The sequence below is a fragment of the Streptomyces sp. NPDC097640 genome, assembly GCF_040302705.1.
Taxonomy (GTDB): domain Bacteria; phylum Actinomycetota; class Actinomycetes; order Streptomycetales; family Streptomycetaceae; genus Streptomyces.
In genome coordinates this window covers 129,140-145,811 of the sequence record NZ_JBEOSB010000004.1, presented here as the reverse complement: position 1 = coordinate 145,811, position 16,672 = coordinate 129,140, and the positions used below count along the sequence as shown (strand labels likewise).

Here is a 16,672-nt window from a genome sequence, read left to right as displayed (position 1 = left end):
CGGTGACGGCATGACCTGAGGGGGCAACCGTGCCCGTCCGACTTCGCCGACTGCGTGCGGCCGCCCGAGAGGCGGCGCCCGCGTTGCTGGGCTTCGCCGCGGTGCGGACCCTGGGGGTGGCGATGCTCGCCTACTGGGGGCATCGGCTCGGGCATCCGGCGGCGCAGCGAATGGCGACGCTGTGGGACGCCCAGCGATACATCGATATCGCGGTGGCCGGGTACGACCACGGGCTGCCGGCCGCGGGGGGCCTGACCGGCGCGCCGACGGACAATGACTACTCGAATCTGGCGTTCTTCCCGCTCTATCCGGCGCTGATCCGGCTCGTCCACGAGATGACGCCGCTGCCCGTCACGCATGCCGCCCTGCTGATCACCTGGGTCGCGTCCCTGGCCGCCGCGTGGGGGATCTTCGCCGTCGCCGCCTGGTGCCACGGCCGGCGCGTCGGGGTGCTGGCCGCGGTGCTCTGGGGGGTGCTGCCGCACGCCGTGGTGGAGAGCATGGCGTACACGGAGGCGCTGTTCACCGCGCTGGCCTCCTGGTCGCTGTACGCGGTGCTGACCCGGCGCTGGATCTGGGCCGGTGTGCTGTGCGCGCTGGCCGGGCTGACCCGGCCCACCGCCGTGGCCCTGGTGGCGGCGGTCGTCGCGACCGCGGTCGCCACGGTGGTACGGCCGCGCGGGCAGCCGGGCGGGTGGGCGGAGGAGGCCCGGTGGACGGAAGAAGCCCGGTGGGCGGAGGAAGCCCGGTGGGCGGAGGAGGTCCGGCGGCCGGAGGAAGCCCGGTGGCGGCCGGAAGAAGCCCGGTGGGCGGAGGAGGTCCGGGCGCCGGAAGAGGCCCGGTGGCGGCCGTGTCTGGGGGCGGCGATCGCCCCGCTCGGCTGGCTGGGCTTCATCGCGTGGGTGGGCGACCGGCTCGGCCGCTGGGACGGCTACTTCGCCGTCCAGATGCTGTGGCACTCCCGGTTCGACTGGGGCGTCAGCACGGTCCGTCAGGTGTGGCGGGCCTGCCTCCATCCCACCTCGGTGCCGCTCACCTGGGTGGTCGTGACGTTGGTCCTGTGTGCCGCCGTGTTCCTCGGCGTCGTGGTGGTGGCCCGGCGGCAGCCCCTGCCGCTGCTGGTGTACAGCGTGGTGCTGCTGGCCATCGCCGTAGGGGACTCGTCGTTCTTCGGCGTCCGGGCCCGGTTCCTGCTGCCCGCTTTTCCCCTGCTGCTGCCGGTGGCGGCATGCCTGGCCCGGGTGCGCTCCGGCGGCGTCCGCGTCGCGCTGCTGAGCACGGCCGCCGCCCTGTCCGCACTGTACGGCGCCTATCTGGTCTTCGCCGACGCGCACGCGCCATAGGCCCTGTACGGCGCAAGGCCGGGGAAGCGGTGCGGGCGCGCTCAGTCCGCGGAGCCGGAGAACTCGCGCTCGTACGTCTCGATGGTCCGGACGAACATGGCGCGCTGGTCGGGGGTGAGCTGCTCGAAGGCCCGGCGCCAGGCGTTCGCGCCGTGAGCGAGCCATGCCTCGATGGCCGAGCGGGTCTCCACGTCCTCCGTGATGGTGACGATGCTGCGCCTGCGGTCGGCGGGGTCGGTGCGGCGCTCCAGGACCCCCTGGCGGCTGAGGTCGCCGACCATCAGGCTGACCGTGGTGGGGGCGACCTCGAGCCGGGCGGCCAGCTCGTTGACCGGCATCGGGCCGTCGAACAGCAGGTAGGAGAGCAGCGACAGATGCCGGGGGGCCAGGTTGAAGGAGCGCAGCCGCTCGGGGATCCTGGTGCGCTTGAGCCGGGCGGCGACGCGCGGCATCACCAGCAGCATGGCCCGGATCGCCTGATCCGTACTCAGGGCGGCCTCCGGGCCGGACCCCGGCTCGTGCTCCTTCGACATGCCTCCCGGCCCCCTCGCAGCTGGCTTCGTGCCGTCACCTTCACGGCAAAGCTATCCCGGGGCGCGCCGCCGCCGGGCGACAGGGGCGTTTACCGAAGGGGCGCCTCCAGAGCGGGCAGCAGGTGCTGCTCCTCGTAGGCGAAGTGCTCCTCCAGGCCCGCGACCACCCGGTCCAGCTCGGCGCGGAGCTTCTCCGCGTCGGCGGGATCGGCGGGCAGTTCCCCGCCGTCCCCGTTCACCAGCGCCTCGAATTCCGCCAGGCCCCGCTCCACCGCCTCGTGTTCGCGCCGCAGCCGGGCGATGGCCGGGGCGAGGTGCGGGAACTGCTTCTCGAAGGCGGTGAACGAGCCGTCCTCCCGGATGTGGTGTGTCTGGAGCGCGTAGCAGAAGGTCAGGCAGTGCCGCCTCAACCGGCTCGCGAGGTCGGCCCCGGGCCGGTCCTCCGGCTCCGGGAGATCCGCCGGGTGCTCCCCGGCGAGCACCCGGTCGATCCCGGCGCGGACGCGGCGCAGCTCGGCGCGCAGCTCGCTGTGGTGCTGGACCAGCTGCCGGCCGATCATCCGGTTGCGCTCCGGGTTGTTCGCGCCGAGGTCCAGGAAGTGGAGGGCGACGACCGGTACCGTCCGCTCGGTCTGCTCCGCGTAGGCGCGGAAGCCCGGGTCGCGCGAGCACTGGAGCTCCCAGTAGCGGTCGCGCTCCTCGCCCTCCAGCGGCACCGCCCGCGCCGCGAACGGTTTGACGGCCCCGTCCTCGGTGCCGAGTTCGACGGTGAGATGCGGATCGGCCAGCAGGTTGTGGTACCAGTGCGGATGCCTGGGGCCGCCGGCGTTGGAGCCGAAGACCAGATAGCGGTTCCCGTCGCGCAGATACACGGCCGGGGTCGTATGCGGCCTGCCGGTCCTGGCGCCGGTCGTGTTCAGCAGGATCAGGGAGGCGCCTTCGAACATGCCGCCCACTTTTCCGTTGTTCGCCCGGAATTCTTCGATGACGTGCTTATTCAGGTCCATGGGAGTCCTTGAGTCCTACCGGCTTGAACAAAAGCCTTTGTTTTGACAGCAAAGGCATCAGGACGGCGTGCCCCGTTCCATCGTCAACACCACGACCCCGTGCACCCGGTCGGCCGCCAGGTCGTCCAGCGCGGCGTCCGCCCGCTCGAACGGATACGGCGTCACGGTGACCCGGAGCCGGTGGGCGGCCGCCGCGTTCAGAAACTCCCGCCCGTCCTCCCGGGTGTTCGCCGTGACGCTGCGCAGGGTGCGCTCGCGGAAGAGATGGCGCTCGTACTCCAGGGACGGGATGTCGGAGAGGTAGATCCCGGCGACGCTCAGGGTGCCGCCGCCGTCCAGCGCCTCCAGGGCCACCGGCACCAGATCCCCCACCGGGGCGAAGAGGATCGCCGCGTCCAGCGGCTCCGGCGGCCGCCCGTACGCGTCGCCCGCCGATGCCGCGCCGAGCTCCAGCGCGAGCGCGCGCGCCGCCGCCGACCGGGTCAGCACATGGACCACGGCGCCGCGGCCGATCGCGACCTGGGCGGTGAGATGCGCGGACCCGCCGAAGCCGTAGATCCCGAGCCGGCCGCCCGGCGGCAGCTCGGCGCGGCGCAGCGCGCGATAGCCGATGATCCCGGCGCACAGCAGCGGGGAGAGCTCCTCGTCCGCGTAGCCGCCGGGCAGCTCGTAGGCGTACGAGGCGGGGACCGTGGCGTACTCGGCGTAGCCGCCGTCCGCGTCCCAGCCGGTGTACTCGGAGGACGGGCACAGGTTCTCCCGGCCCCGCAGGCAGTAGCGGCACCGGCCGCAGGTCCGGCGCAGCCAGGGGATCCCGACCCGCGCCCCGAGCGGGGGCCCCTCCGCCGCCGGGCCCGCCGCGACCACCTCCCCGACCACCTCATGGCCGGGGACGACCGGGGTCTTGTGCGGCGGCAGATCGCCGTCGCGGACATGCAGATCGGTGCGGCACACCCCGCAGGCCCGGACCCGCACCAGCAGCTCGTCCTCGGCGGGTTGCGGAACCGGCAGCTCCACCCGGTCGAGCCGACCCGGGGTCCGCACCACCCATGCCCGCATTTTCCCTGGGATGTCTGGATTCGCCTGCGCCACCGGGGCAACGTAACGCCGTGGCGGTACGGGGGCGCGGAGGCGCGCGTTCCGGGCGCGTCAGCGGGCATGCCGGTGGGCCTGAAGCGGGTCGTGGGCGGGCCCGGAGTGCCGTGGGGAGCCGGATGGGCGCCCCGTAGTCTGAGGTCATGGGCAGCTCACGGTCTCCACTGGTCGAGGGGGTCACCAACCCCGGTGCCGGCTCCGCCCCGTCCGCCCGCCATGGCACCTGGCGCGGGCAGGGCCCGGTGGTCTGCGTGGTGGCGGTGGGCGGCGCCGCCGGGGCGGTCGCGCGGTACGGGGCGTCGCTGCTGTGGCCGGCCAAGACGGGCGGGTTCCCCTGGACGACATTCGCGGTCAACGCCGTCGGCTGTGCGCTCATCGGCGTGTTCCTGGCGCTGATCACCGAGGTGTGGGCCGCCCACCGGCTGGTGCGGCCGTTCTTCGGCACCGGGGTGCTGGGCGGGTTCACCACCTTCTCGACCTACACCGTCGACTTCGAGCGCCTGATCGACGGGGGCCATCCGGCCACCGGGCTGGCCTATCTGGCGGCCACCCCGCTGGCGGCGCTGGCGGCGGTGTGGGCGGCGGTGGCGGCGACGCGGCGCACCGTCGGGGCTCTCGCGGCGCGCGGCGAGAGCGGCGGGGCTACGTGATGAACGGCCTGCGGCTGACCGCCTTCGTCGGCGAGTGCGACACCTGGCACCACAGGCCCCTGTTCGCGGAGATCGTGCACCGCGCCCACCGCGCGGGGCTCGCGGGCGCGAGCGTCTTCCGCGGGGTCGAGGGGTTCGGCGGGACGTCGGTCGTCCACACCTCGCGGCTGCTGTCGCTGAGCGAGGATTTGCCCGTCGCGATTGTGATCGTTGATACGGAGGAGCGGGTGCGGGCCTTTCTGCCCGAGCTGGAGGAGATCGTCGGCGAGGGGCTCGTCGCCCTCGACCCGGTCGAGGTGCTTCGCTTCCCGGGCCGCGACGGAGACGACGAGGGCGGAAGCGACCACGAGGAGGAGGCCCGGTGAACTGGCTGCTGCTGGTGGCCGGCGCCATGGTGGGGGCGCCGCTGCGCTATCTGACCGACCGGGCGGTGCAGGCCAGGCATGATTCGGTGTTCCCCTGGGGCACCTTCGTGGTCAATCTCTCGGGCTGTCTGGTGCTCGGCCTGCTGACCGGCGCCGTCACCGCCGGGGCCGCCTCCTCGCACCTCCAGCTGCTGCTGGGCACCGGGCTGTGCGGGGCGCTGACGACGTACTCCACGTTCTCGTACGAGACGCTGCGACTGGCCGAGGACGGTGCTCGGCTCTTTGCGGCCGCGAATGTTGTGGTGAGTGTGGCGGCCGGGGTCGGCGCCGCCTTCGGCGGTGTGGCGCTGGCCCGAGCCATCTGGGGCTGAGCGCCACCCAACCGGAAGCAGCCCAACCGGAAGCAGCCCAACGAGAAGCAGCACAGCCGAAAGCAGCCCAGCCGGAAGCAGCTCAGCCGGAGTCGGAGTCGGGCACGGGCGGCAGCAGCCTGGTGCCCGGGGTCAGCTCCTCCCCCGCCCTCGCCGAGCGCAGATGCTCCAGCAGCACCCGGCGCAGCTCCCGCGCCGCGCGCGGCGGCGCGACGTCCTTGCGGTGCGCGACCGAGATGGTGCGCTGCATTCCGTGGTCCGCGAAGGGCGTGGCCCGCAGCCCGGATCTGGCGGCCACCATCCCCGGGATCACGGCGATCCCCAGCCCGGCCCGGACGAAGCCGAGCACCGCGTCCATCTCCCCGCCCTCGACCGAGAACGAGGGCTCGAAGCCGGCCGCCCGGCAGGCCGAGGTGGTGAACTCCCGCAGGTCATAGCCGCGCCGGAACATCACAAGCGGCTGGTCCCGCAGATCCTCGACGCGAATGTGGCGGCGCCGCACGGGCGGCGGGGACGCGGGCGAGGAGGCCACGACCAGCTCCTCGCGCAGCAGCTCGGTGGTGGCCAGCGCCGGGGCCTGCCCGGCCAGCGGGGTGATGATCAGCGCCAGGTCCAGCTCGCCCGCGGCCAGGGTGCGCACCAGGTCCTGCGAGCCGCCCTCGTCCACGATCAGCTCGATGCCCGGGAACTCGTCGTGGAAGCGGCGCAGCACATCCGGGACGAGGCTGGCGCACAGGCTCGGCGGGGCGCCGAGCCGCACCCGGCCGCGCCGCAGCTGGGCGACCTCCTGCACCTCGCGGCGCGCGGTCTCGGTGTCGGCGAGAATCTGCCGGGCCAGCGGGAGCAGGGCCTCGCCCGCGTCCGTGAGGGCGATGTTGCCGCGGGCGCGGTGGAACAGCTCGGCACCCAGCTCCCGCTCCAGGGTGCGGATCTGCTGGGACAGCGAGGGCTGGGCGACATGCAGGATCTCCGCCGCGCGCGTGAAGTGGCGAGTATCGGCCACGGTGGCGAAATAGCGCAGCTGCTGGAGTCTCACCCAGCCATGATAGCTATCGCCTATGGAATCGAGCCATTCCATGTCTTGGACGAATCACAAAAGCCTGCTTAGCGTCTTGTCACATGGCACTGGCGACGCGGACGGACCCTGAGCGGCCCGCCCAGAAGGGGCCGCGACAGCGGCCGGAACCGCCGCGGAAGCCCGCGCGGAGCCCGTCACTCATCGGCTCCGTGTGGCGTTCGACCGTCGGCAAGAAAGCGGTGATGGCCGTCACCGGGCTGATCATGCTGGCCTATCTGGCGGCCCACATGTTCGGCAATCTGAAGATCTTCTTCGGCCCCGGCGAGTTCAACCACTACGCGCACTGGCTGCGCACCATCGGCGAGCCCGCGCTGCACTACGAGTGGTTCCTGTGGGTGGTCCGGGTGGCGCTGGTGGCCTCGGTCGTGCTGCACGGCGTGGCCGCGTACCAGCTCAGCCGCCGCGACCTGGCCGCACGGCCGCAGAAGTACGCGCACGGCAACGCGCGCCGCAGGCGGAAGGCCAGCTACGCCACGCGCACCATGCGCTGGGGCGGAGTGATCCTCGGCCTGTTCATCGTGTGGCACATCCTGGACCTGACCACGCTCACGGTGAACGAGCGCGCCGAGCCCGGCCATCCGTACCAGAACGTGGTGGCGACCTTCTCCACCTGGTACGGCAACACCATCTACATCGTGGCGATGCTGGCCCTCGGCGCGCACATCCGGCACGGCCTGTGGAGCGCCGTCCAGACCCTCGGCGCGGGCCGCCCGGGCCGGGACCGGGCACTCAAGATCGTCTCGACGGCCGTGGCGGTCGTCCTGGCCGGCGGGTTCGTCGCCGTGCCCATCGGGGTCATGACCGGAGTAGTGAGCTGACATGAGCACCTTTGCGGAGTACACGACCGGCGAGCCGATCACCGACGCCAAGGCCCCGGACGGCCCCATCGAGGAGCGCTGGGACCGCCGCCGCTTCGAGGCGAAGCTGGTCAACCCCGCCAACCGCCGCAAGTACACCGTCATCGTGGTCGGCACGGGCCTGGCGGGCGGCGCGGCCGGGGCGACCCTCGCCGAGCAGGGCTACCACGTGGTGCAGTTCTGCTACCAGGACTCGCCCAGGCGCGCCCACTCGATCGCGGCCCAGGGCGGCATCAATGCGGCCAAGAACTACCGCAACGACGGCGACTCCATCCGCCGGCTGTTCTACGACACCGTCAAGGGCGGCGACTTCCGCGCCCGCGAGTCCAATGTGCACCGCCTGGCCCAGGTCTCGGTGGAGATCATCGACCAGTGCGTGGCCCAGGGCGTGCCCTTCGCCCGCGAGTACGGCGGTCTGCTGGACACCCGCTCCTTCGGCGGCGTCCAGGTCTCCCGCACCTTCTACGCCCGCGGCCAGACCGGCCAGCAGCTGCTGCTCGGCGCGTACCAGGCGCTGACCCGGCAGATCGCCGCGGGCAACATTGATATGCACCCCCGCACCGAAATGCTCGACCTGATCGTCGTCGACGGCCGGGCCCGCGGCATCGTGGCCCGCGATCTGATCAGCGGCGAGATCTCCACCTACTTCGCGGACGCCGTCGTGCTGGCCTCCGGCGGCTACGGCAACGTCTTCTACCTGTCCACGAACGCCAAGAACAGCAACGCCACGGCCGTCTGGCGGGCGCACCGGCGCGGCGCGTACTTCGCCAACCCCTGCTTCACCCAGATCCACCCCACCTGCATCCCGCGCTCGGGCGACCACCAGTCCAAGCTGACCCTGATGAGCGAGTCGCTGCGCAACGACGGCCGCATCTGGGTGCCCAAGGCGAAGGGCGACACCCGCCCGCCCGCCGAGATCCCCGAGGACGAGCGCGACTACTACCTGGAGCGGATCTACCCGTCGTTCGGCAACCTGGTGCCCCGTGACATCGCCTCGCGCGCCGCGAAGAACGTGTGCGACGAGGGGCGCGGGGTGGGCCCGGGCGGGCAGGGCGTCTATCTGGACTTCGCCGACGCGATCGCCCGGATGGGCCGCAAGGCGGTGTCCGAGAAGTACGGCAACCTCTTCGAGATGTACGAGCGGATCACCGCCGAGGACCCGTACCGGGTGCCGATGCGCATCTACCCCGCCATCCACTACACGATGGGCGGCCTGTGGGTCGACTACGACCTCCAGACCAGCGTGCCCGGCCTGTTCGCGATCGGCGAGGCCAACTTCTCCGACCACGGCGCCAACCGGCTCGGCGCCTCCGCGCTGATGCAGGGCCTGGCCGACGGCTACTTCGTCCTCCCCTCCACCATCAACGACTACCTGGCCCGGCACCCGCACGGCGAGGTGGACCCCGGCCACCCGGCGGTCACCGAGGCGGTCTCCGAGGTGACGGACCGCCTGCGGCGCCTCCTGGAGAACGACGGGGACCGCACCCCCGACTCCTTCCACCGCGAGCTCGGCGAACTGCTCTGGGACGAGTGCGGCATGGCCCGCACCGAGACCGGGCTGCGCAAGGCGCTCGACCGCATCCCTGCGCTCCGCGAGGAGTTCTGGCGTCGGATCAAGGTCCCGGGCACCGGCGAAGAGCTCAACCAGTCGCTGGAGAAGGCCAACCGCATCGTCGACTACCTGGAGCTCGCCGAGCTGATGTGCCTGGACGCGCTGCACCGCGCCGAGTCCTGCGGCGGCCACTTCCGCGAGGAGAGCCAGACGCCCGACGGGGAGGCGGCCCGCGACGACGAGTCCTTCTCGTACGCCGCGGCCTGGGAGTTCGCCGGCACCGGCGGCGCCCCCGTCCTGCACCGCGAAGACCTGGTCTTCGAGTACGTCCACCCCACGCAGCGGAGTTACGCATGAGGCTCACCCTGCGGATCTGGCGCCAGCACGGCCCGAACGAGCCGGGCGCCATGACCGCGTACGAAGTCGACGGCATATCGCCCGAGATGTCCTTCCTGGAGATGCTGGACACGCTCAACGAGGAGCTGATCCTGCGCGGCGAGGAGCCCGTGGCCTTCGACCACGACTGCCGCGAGGGCATCTGCGGCGCGTGCGGCATGGTCATCAACGGCCAGGCGCACGGCCCCGAGCGCACTACCACCTGCCAGCTGCACATGCGGCACTTCTCCGACGGTGACACGATCGACGTCGAGCCGTGGCGCGCCGCCGCCTTCCCCGTGGTCAAGGACCTGGTCGTGGACCGCTCGGCCTTCGACCGGATCATCGGCTCCGGCGGCTTCATCTCCGCCCCGACCGGCAGCGCCCCGGACGCCCACGCCACGCCGGTGCCCAAGCCGGTCGCCGACACGGCCTTCGAGCACGCCGAGTGCATCGGCTGCGGGGCCTGCGTGGCGGCCTGCCCCAACGGCTCGGCGATGCTCTTCACCTCCGCCAAGGTCGTCCACCTGAACGTGCTGCCGCAGGGCCAGCCGGAGCGCGAGTCGCGGGTGCTGGACATGGTCGGCGCGATGGACGAGGAGGGCTTCGGCGGCTGCACCAACACCGGCGAGTGCGCGGTGGCCTGCCCCAAGGGGATCCCGCTCCAGAGCATCTCCATGATGAACCGGGAGTTCCTGCGGGCGAGCGTCAAGGGCGGCGGCGGCCGCAGCTGACGGTACGAGAGCCCTCGTACCGTCAGCAGGGCGAGGCGGCGGCCGGGCTCAGGCCGCCGCCACCACCGGGGTCTCGCGCCGCGCCTCGCGCCGGCGCAGGGCGGCGGCCAGGCCGAACGTGGCCAGCGCGACGACCATCATCAGCGCGCTGGTCCACACCGGCGAACGGAACCCGAGACCGGCGTCGATGGCGAGCCCGCCGAACCACGGGCCCGCCGTGTTACCGACGTTGAACGCCGCCGTGGTGAACCCGCCCGCGAGGGTGGGGGCGCCGTCGGCCAGGTAGAACGTGCGCGAGGTCAGCGCCGGCGCGATGCCGAACGCGAGCAGGCCCTGCACGAAGACCAGCACGAACACGGCCACCGCCGCCCCGGCCGACAGGGCCAGCACGGCCCAGCCCACGGTGAGCGCGGCCATACCGGTCAGCAGCGTCAGATGAGGCCGGGCGTCGGCGATCCGGCCGCCGACGGTGATGCCGATGAACGCGCCCACACCGAACAGCACCAGCATCGCGGGCACCCACCCGGCGCCGTAGCCGCTGACGTCGGTCAGCAGCGGCGCGAGATAGGTGAAGGTGCAGAAGGTCGCGCCCTGGACCAGGGCGTTCATGGCGTACGCGATCAGCAGCTGCCCGCCGATCAGCGACCGCAGCTCGGCGCGCAGCCCGGCCGCGGGCGCCTCGGGGCGCCCGCCCGGGATCGAGGCCAGGACGGCGGCCACGCCCGCGGCGGACAGCACGGCCACCGCCCAGAACGCCGCCCGCCAGCCCCACAGCTGACCCAGCACCGCACCGCCGGGCACACCCGCCACACAGGCCAGCGTGACCCCGCCCATCACCACGGACATCGCGCGGGCCTTGGCGCCGGGCTCGACCATCCCGACCGCGGCCCCGGCGGCCACCGCCCAGAAACCGGCGTTGGCGAGCGCGCCGACGATCCGCGTCGCGAGCAGCACGCCGTAGTCGGAGGTGAGTGCCCCGGCGACATGGACGGCGGCGAACACCACCAGGAACGCCACCAGCGCGGTCCGCCGCGGCCAGCGCAGCGTGAGCATCGCCAGCAGCGGCCCGCCGACGACCATGCCGATGGCGAACGCCGAGGTCAGAAAGCCGGCCTGGGGGATGGACACCCCGAGGTCGGCGGCGATTTCCGGCACCAGGCCGGACAGCATGAACTCCGAAGTGCTCTGGGCGAATACGGCCAGCCCGAGCATGTAGACGGCAAAGGGCATACGGGAACTCCCCGAGTGAATCCGATGGGACTGCGAGCGGGCAGCGTTCGCCGACGGGAGAGTTCGCCACGATGCGCGGTGACGCGCCAAGGCACGCCACACCCAGGGGGCGCGACTGAGGAGAGGGAATCGACGTCCGGTCGGAGTCGTCCGCTGCCGTGATGCGGAGATCCGGCCACCGGGGGCACGCCACGGAGCGCCGCACGGCCTCAGGGGCGGGGTGTGCGGCGGGGCGGGCGTCACTGCCACCGGACGGGGCCGGTGGCTACGGTCTGTCTGACTCCGGGCTGGACATGGTCGAGCACGGTAGCAGCCCCGGCGGACCGCTTCCACGGATTTACCGGGTGCCGCGCCTTTGCCGGGTGCCGCGCCTTTGCCGCGTGTCACATCGCGAGGAACTCGTCGAGGATCCCCGGAGCCGCCTCGTGCGCGAACGCCGCCGCCTCCCCGGCCGCCATGTCGGGGATGCGGTAGCCGTCCTCACCCGCCGCGACGGCCGCCGTCAGCGTGGTGACCCCGGCCCGCCGCGACATCGGGCTGTCGGTGAACGTCCAGGCCAGCACGGCCCGGCGGTCCAGGGCCACCGTGTCACGGCTGAAGGTGCCGGAGCGGATGAGCAGATGGCCGCCGTGACCGCCCGCCAGCCCGTGGCCGAGCGCGCGGTACGCGTCGCGCGCCAGGGCGTACACGACGGGGGTCGCGACGAGGAGGAAGCCCCCGGCACAGTAGAGCAGTACGGGCGTCAGCAGCGCCCCGAGCACCGCGAGGACGGCCGTCACCGGCACCACGACCCACACCATGCCGCGCATGACACGGCGGCGCAGGGCGACGCGCGGGTGCCGGGTCAGCTCGGGCCGGTCGAAGAGGGCTTCACCGACAGAGTTTTCAGCGGGCGCGGCGGGCGCGGCGGGCCGTGCGAGCACGCCGGTCAGCACCCGCAGGGCCTCGGCGCGCGGGGCGGGCGGCAGCAGCGTGGAGCGGGTGCGGTTCTCCTCACAGTCGCCGAGGCCGCTCGCCACGGCCCGTACGGTCGCGCCGCCGCCCGCGCGCAGCAGCATCGGCTCGCGCAGCACCGCGCCGCGCAGCCGGGCGCGCTCGATGGAGACCGAGCGGGTGGTGAGCAGCCCGCGCCGGACCCGCAGGGTGCCCGCGTCCGCCCACTCCAGGCGGTACCGCCACCAGTTCTCGGCGTACAGCACGACCGCGCCGACGCCGCCCACGGCGGCCACGGCCAGCAGCGCGAGCGGGATCGTCAGCCACAGGGCGCTGTTGCCGAAGTCCTCGAAGGCGCGGCGCACGGGCCCGATGCGCCACGGCTGCACACCGAGGTCGTCCAGAACCCGCCACACCGCACCCACTGCCGCGACCACCCCTCCGAACACCCAGAACGTGAGCGGGGCGTAGCGCAGCCAGCGCGGGTCCCCGGTGGACAGGACGGGCTCGTCGGCGGTGTCGCCGGTGCCCGCGCGGGCCAGCAGTTCGGCGCGCAGCCGCTCGGCGGCGGGGCGGGTGAGGGCTTCCAGGGTGAGCTCACGGCCGCCGCCCGCGCCCGTGGTGCCCGCGCGCAGCACGACGAGGCCGAAGAGCCGCTGTACGGGGTTGGCCGTCAGGTCGACGTTGCGCACCCGGTGCAGCGGTATGGCGCGCAGCCGGCGGGTGAACAGGCCGGTGCGCAGCTCGAAGGAGTCGGCGGTGACGCGGTAGCGGGTGCGCGACCAGCTGATCAGCCCGGTGACGGTGACGCAGGCGAAGGAGACGGCGATGGCGGCGAGGGTGATCCAGGCCCGGCTGCCGAGCCGGCCGCCGGTGGCCAGCGCGGTGAGCGCGAGCGAGGCGAGCGGGGCCGCCATCCAGGCGCAGTGGACGGCGATGGTGCGGGGGTCCAGCGCGCGCCACGCGGCGCTCGGCGAGTCGGCGCCCGGGTGGTCCGCACCCTGCTGGTCGGCGCCCGGCGAGTCGGCGCCGGTGAGGTGGGTGGTCACGCGGCATCACCCGGCACCAGCTGCGCCGCGTCGCCGATGCGCCGCGCCAGCTCCTGCGCATCGGCGTCGGAGAGCCCCGCGATGCGTACGTCGCCCGCCGTGGAGGCGGTGGTGACGGTGACGGTGGCCAGCCCGAAGGCCTGCTGGAGGGGGCCGCGCACGGTGTCGACGGTCTGCACCCGCGACAGCGGGGCGATGCGCCGCTTGCGCCACAGCCAGCCGCTCGCCGCGTAGACCGCGCGCTCCCCCAGCTCCCAGGCGTGTGTGCGGTAGCGCCACCGGGGCATGGCCCATGCGTATCCGAGCCCGGGCAGCACCAGCGTGACCAGCAGCAGCGGGCCGAGCCAGGGCAGTGCGCCGGGGAAGAAGAGCAGCGAGAGGACGAGCAGGGCGGCGGCGGTCAGCAGCATCGGCCCGCTCACCATCAGCAGCGCCTGCGTGGTCCACCAGCGGCGGGCGCGCGGGTCGACGCTGTGGAGCGGCGCCCTGAGCCGGGGCGCCCCGAGCTGGGGCCTGGGCGGCACGGGCATGGGGACGGACATGGGAGATTCCCCCGAGGTTTTTCAAGTCAACTGTATTGGCACGCACCCGCCACGGTATAGCAATACGATTGACTTGCGAAAGTGGGAAGGGAGGCCGGGGTGCCCAAGCGGGTGGACCATGAGGAACGGCGCGGACAGATCGCCGAGGCGCTGTGGCGGATCGCCGCCGCGCGCGGCCTCGACGGCGCGAGCCTGCGCGATGTGGCCGCGGAGGCGGGCATCTCGCTCGGACAGCTCCAGCACTACTTCACCAGCAAGGACGACATGATCGTCTTCGCGCTCGGCCATATCGAGCGGCTGGCCCAGCACCGCATCCGCACCCGCATCGAGGCGCTGCCGGGCGCGCCCACCCCCCGGGGCGTCCTCCGCGAGACGCTCGCGGAGATGCTGCCCCTGGACGAGGCGAGCCGCACCGGCTATCTGGTGCAGATCTCCTACTTCGTGCGCGCCGTCCACGACGAGCGGCTGCGCACCCACGCCCAGGAGGGCATCGCGTCCCTACGGGCCTTCTTCGCCGACCAGTTGAAGGCGGCCATCGCCCAGGGGGAGGTGTCCGCGAACCGCGATCCAGACCGCGAGGCGGCGCTGCTGATCGCGCTGACGGACGGGCTCTCCGCCGCCGCCCTGATGGAGTACGACAGCCCGCGGGGGGCCCTGGACCTGCTCGACCTGCATCTGGCGCGCCTCTTCAGCGGCGCCGCGCAAGACACCGGCGGCGCCGCCTGAGGTCACCGCACGACGACGCCGGGCCCTAGCGGCTGTGCCCGCCCCGGCCCGGCTTGATCGCGAGGGCCTGCGGCAGATCGTCCAGCGCCTCGACCAGCAGTTCGGCGCCGCGCACCGCCACCCCCTGCCGCTCCCCCTCCCGTATCTGCCACCGCTCCAGGGCCTCGTGCACCGTGCCCCACTCGGGCGGCCGGCGCTCCCGTACGGCCGAGACCGCCTCCGGCAGCGACTCCCGCAGCGCCGCCGCGAACTCCGCGGCCTCCTTCGAGGCGGGCGCGTCCCGGGCGGGCAGATGCGCCTCCAGCAGCATCGTGACCCGGCCCATGGTGGACAGCGCCGTCTGCGCCGCCCGCGCCGCGCCGCGGGACAACCCGCGGTGGCGCACCGGCTCCTGATGGGCCCGCGCCTCGCTCCGCTCCCAGGCCGACCGCGCCGCCCGGGCGTCCAGCAGCGCCTCCCGCACCTGGCGGGGGCGGCGGTCCGCGGGGCGGGCATGGGCGTCGAAGACGGCCACGGCGTAACGGCCGTTCGTCTCCAGCCAGTCGGCCAGCCGGTCCTGCAGCAGCGGTGTCTCCCAGGCGGGGAAGATCACATAGGCGGCCATCGCCAGCAGCCCGCCCAGCAGGGTCAGCGCCACCCGCGCCGCCACCGTCTGCGACCAGCCCTCGCCCGCGATGCCCAGCAGGAAGACGACATACGCGGTCACACACGCGGAGGCCACGATGAAGCCCGTGCGCAGCAGCAGGTACAGCAGCGCGGCGCAGACCACGGCCAGCGCCGCGCTCACATACGGACCGGGGTGGGCCAGCGCCATCACCGCAGCGCCGATCACCACACCCCCCAGGGTGCCCATGAAGCGCGCGACACCGCGCGAGAAGGTCTGGGCGAAGTCCGGCCGCAGCACCATGACCGAGGTGAGCGGCGCCCAGTAGCCATGGCCCCACGGCAGCGCGGCCCCCAGCAGATAGCCGCAGGAGGCGACCACGGACACCCGCACCGCGTGGCGCAGCACGGGCGAGGACCAGCGCGCCTCGCGCCGCAGGGCGCGCAGCGCCACCGGCACCATGCCGGGGACGGTGGGCCGGGGCAGATACCGGCGGTCCTTGGCGCCCTCGGCCGTCACCGCCTCCACCGGCTCGTCCGAGGACTCCACCACATCGGCCACCAGCGCCATCAGCCGCAGCGCGGCGCGGCGGCCGGCGCCGCTGAGCATCGGCCCGGTCGGGGGCACCTCAAGCACCGCCATGGCATCGGGCGGCAGCCGCACCGGCTTGCCCCAGCGGATGGCGTGGGCCACCGCGTCCAGCACGGTGGCGGTCGCGCCGAGCAGGGCGCGCGCCCGGTCGCGCTCCGGGCCCTCGGGCGCGGCGCCCACCACCGGGTCGGCGAGCGAGGCCAGCACCGGCCGGATCCGCTCGGCGAGCAGCCGGTAGCCGCGCAGCTGGCGCGGGCGCCGCCGGGCCTGGCGGGGCGTCAGGGCGGCGGCGCTGCGGGCCTCCATCAGCGGCTGCGGGTCGAACGGCGCCACCGGGTCATAGCGCAGCCGGCGCGCGTAGTCGGCCACCGCGGCGAGCGCGTCCGCGAGGGCGTCGCGCTGCACCCCCCACGGCCGGACCGGGAACAGCACGATGAGCGCGGCCTGCACCACGCCGCCGAACCCGATCAGGGCGGCGTGCTGGAGCGCGCCGAGCACCGAGGTCGGGAGGGTGACGGTCACCAGCATCACCGCGACCATCTGGGTGGACACCAGCCCGGACACCGGGCCGACCGCCCAGGCCATGCCGGTCAGCAGCGTCCAGACGGCGAGCATGATCAGGAAGGTGACGGTGTGGGCGGCGGCCAGATAGCCGAGGAACGTGGACACCGCCAGCCCGCCCGCGGCGGCCAGCGCGAGCGCGGGGCGCGGCCGCCAGCTGCGCTGGAAGGTCGCGATCCCCGAGGAGAAGGCGCCGAACGCGGAGGACACCGCGAGCGTCGGCGAGCCGAGCCACATGGTCAGGCCGATGACCAGGGCGACCCCGCACGCGCCGCGCAGTGCGACGAGCGGTTCCAGCCGGGTCCGCTCGATCGCAAGCCCGGCGCGTGCGGTCGCCTTCAGCGCGTGTGACCAGGTCATACGCCGAGACTACGGTTTTGATCCACAGAGCTGAACCAGCCGTTCCGCACTGGTTCGTCACATCCGCCGCATCACACCCGCGGCATGGCTTCGTCGGATCCGCGTCCGCGTATCAC

General features: G+C 73.4%; 16 protein-coding genes. 8 read left to right on the top strand and 8 right to left on the bottom strand.

Annotated features, from left to right (window positions below; all coding sequences use genetic code 11):
- The first annotated feature begins 29 nt into the window (after nt 1–29).
- Nucleotides 30–1,343 carry a glycosyltransferase family 39 protein gene (locus tag ABTY62_RS07155; RefSeq protein ID WP_352128395.1) on the top strand — a complete coding sequence of 438 codons (1,314 nt, stop codon included), beginning with the start codon at nt 30–32 and terminating at the stop codon, nt 1,341–1,343.
- 41 nt (nt 1,344–1,384) lie between these two features.
- Here the strand turns inward: ABTY62_RS07155 and ABTY62_RS07150 are convergent, their stop codons facing one another.
- The 3 genes from ABTY62_RS07150 to ABTY62_RS07140 form a co-directional block, all read right to left on the bottom strand.
- Complete coding sequence (locus ABTY62_RS07150) at nt 1,385–1,876, bottom strand: MarR family winged helix-turn-helix transcriptional regulator (protein ID WP_352128394.1); 492 nt, start codon at nt 1,874–1,876, stop codon at nt 1,385–1,387.
- 89 nt (nt 1,877–1,965) lie between these two features.
- Nucleotides 1,966–2,883 (bottom strand): nitroreductase/quinone reductase family protein, encoded by a 918-nt coding sequence (locus ABTY62_RS07145; protein ID WP_352128392.1) that lies wholly within the window; start codon nt 2,881–2,883, stop codon nt 1,966–1,968.
- Between the two features lie 57 nt (nt 2,884–2,940).
- Nucleotides 2,941–3,942, bottom strand: coding sequence for a zinc-binding alcohol dehydrogenase family protein (locus tag ABTY62_RS07140; RefSeq protein WP_352128391.1), 1,002 nt, complete (start codon nt 3,940–3,942; stop codon nt 2,941–2,943).
- A gap of 179 nt (nt 3,943–4,121) precedes the next feature.
- Here ABTY62_RS07140 and ABTY62_RS07135 point away from each other — a divergent pair, with 179 nt between their 5' ends.
- Genes ABTY62_RS07135 through crcB form a run of 3 tightly spaced genes read left to right on the top strand, consistent with a single transcriptional unit; the run spans nt 4,122 to nt 5,364 of the window.
- Nucleotides 4,122–4,628, top strand: a complete 507-nt coding sequence (locus ABTY62_RS07135) for a fluoride efflux transporter FluC (protein ID WP_352128390.1) — start codon at nt 4,122–4,124, stop codon at nt 4,626–4,628.
- Nucleotides 4,628–4,993 carry a DUF190 domain-containing protein gene (locus ABTY62_RS07130; RefSeq protein ID WP_352128389.1) on the top strand — a complete coding sequence of 122 codons (366 nt, stop codon included), beginning with the start codon at nt 4,628–4,630 and terminating at the stop codon, nt 4,991–4,993. Before ABTY62_RS07135 ends, ABTY62_RS07130 begins: the two co-directional genes overlap by 1 nt.
- Nucleotides 4,990–5,364, top strand: a complete 375-nt coding sequence (gene crcB / locus ABTY62_RS07125) for a fluoride efflux transporter CrcB (protein WP_352128388.1) — start codon at nt 4,990–4,992, stop codon at nt 5,362–5,364. The genes ABTY62_RS07130 and crcB overlap by 4 nt, the downstream gene beginning before the upstream one ends.
- An 82-nt stretch (nt 5,365–5,446) precedes the next feature.
- Here the strand turns inward: crcB and ABTY62_RS07120 are convergent, their stop codons facing one another.
- Complete coding sequence (locus tag ABTY62_RS07120) at nt 5,447–6,400, bottom strand: LysR family transcriptional regulator (RefSeq protein ID WP_352128387.1); 954 nt, start codon at nt 6,398–6,400, stop codon at nt 5,447–5,449.
- Between the two features lie 83 nt (nt 6,401–6,483).
- Here ABTY62_RS07120 and ABTY62_RS07115 point away from each other — a divergent pair, with 83 nt between their 5' ends.
- From ABTY62_RS07115 to ABTY62_RS07105, 3 genes are read left to right on the top strand one after another with little or no spacing between them, the layout of a single operon-like run.
- The gene (locus tag ABTY62_RS07115) at nt 6,484–7,260 is read left to right on the top strand and encodes a succinate dehydrogenase cytochrome b subunit (RefSeq protein WP_352128386.1); all 777 of its coding nucleotides are present in this window, start codon (nt 6,484–6,486) and stop codon (nt 7,258–7,260) included.
- Between the two features lies 1 nt (nt 7,261).
- The gene (locus ABTY62_RS07110; RefSeq protein ID WP_352128385.1) at nt 7,262–9,208 is read left to right on the top strand and encodes a fumarate reductase/succinate dehydrogenase flavoprotein subunit; all 1,947 of its coding nucleotides are present in this window, start codon (nt 7,262–7,264) and stop codon (nt 9,206–9,208) included.
- On the top strand, nt 9,205–9,960 hold the full coding sequence (locus tag ABTY62_RS07105) for a succinate dehydrogenase/fumarate reductase iron-sulfur subunit (protein WP_311722370.1): 756 nt from the start codon (nt 9,205–9,207) through the stop codon (nt 9,958–9,960). Before ABTY62_RS07110 ends, ABTY62_RS07105 begins: the two co-directional genes overlap by 4 nt.
- 48 nt (nt 9,961–10,008) lie before the next feature.
- Here the strand turns inward: ABTY62_RS07105 and ABTY62_RS07100 are convergent, their stop codons facing one another.
- The 3 genes from ABTY62_RS07100 to ABTY62_RS07090 all read right to left on the bottom strand — a co-directional run bounded on the left by ABTY62_RS07100 (nt 10,009) and on the right by ABTY62_RS07090 (nt 13,714).
- Nucleotides 10,009–11,190, bottom strand: a complete 1,182-nt coding sequence (locus tag ABTY62_RS07100) for a Cmx/CmrA family chloramphenicol efflux MFS transporter (protein ID WP_352128384.1) — start codon at nt 11,188–11,190, stop codon at nt 10,009–10,011.
- 383 nt (nt 11,191–11,573) lie between these two features.
- Nucleotides 11,574–13,172 (bottom strand): PH domain-containing protein, encoded by a 1,599-nt coding sequence (locus tag ABTY62_RS07095; protein ID WP_352128383.1) that lies wholly within the window; start codon nt 13,170–13,172, stop codon nt 11,574–11,576.
- Nucleotides 13,169–13,714, bottom strand: coding sequence for a PH domain-containing protein (locus ABTY62_RS07090; RefSeq protein WP_352128382.1), 546 nt, complete (start codon nt 13,712–13,714; stop codon nt 13,169–13,171). Before ABTY62_RS07090 ends, ABTY62_RS07095 begins: the two co-directional genes overlap by 4 nt.
- A 99-nt stretch (nt 13,715–13,813) precedes the next feature.
- On the opposite strand from ABTY62_RS07090, the gene ABTY62_RS07085 reads away from it, so the two are divergent.
- Nucleotides 13,814–14,440, top strand: a complete 627-nt coding sequence (locus ABTY62_RS07085) for a TetR/AcrR family transcriptional regulator (protein WP_352128381.1) — start codon at nt 13,814–13,816, stop codon at nt 14,438–14,440.
- A 25-nt stretch (nt 14,441–14,465) separates the two neighbouring features.
- Here the strand turns inward: ABTY62_RS07085 and ABTY62_RS07080 are convergent, their stop codons facing one another.
- Nucleotides 14,466–16,556, bottom strand: coding sequence for an FUSC family protein (locus tag ABTY62_RS07080; RefSeq protein ID WP_352128380.1), 2,091 nt, complete (start codon nt 16,554–16,556; stop codon nt 14,466–14,468).
- Nucleotides 16,557–16,672: the final 116 nt, after the last annotated feature.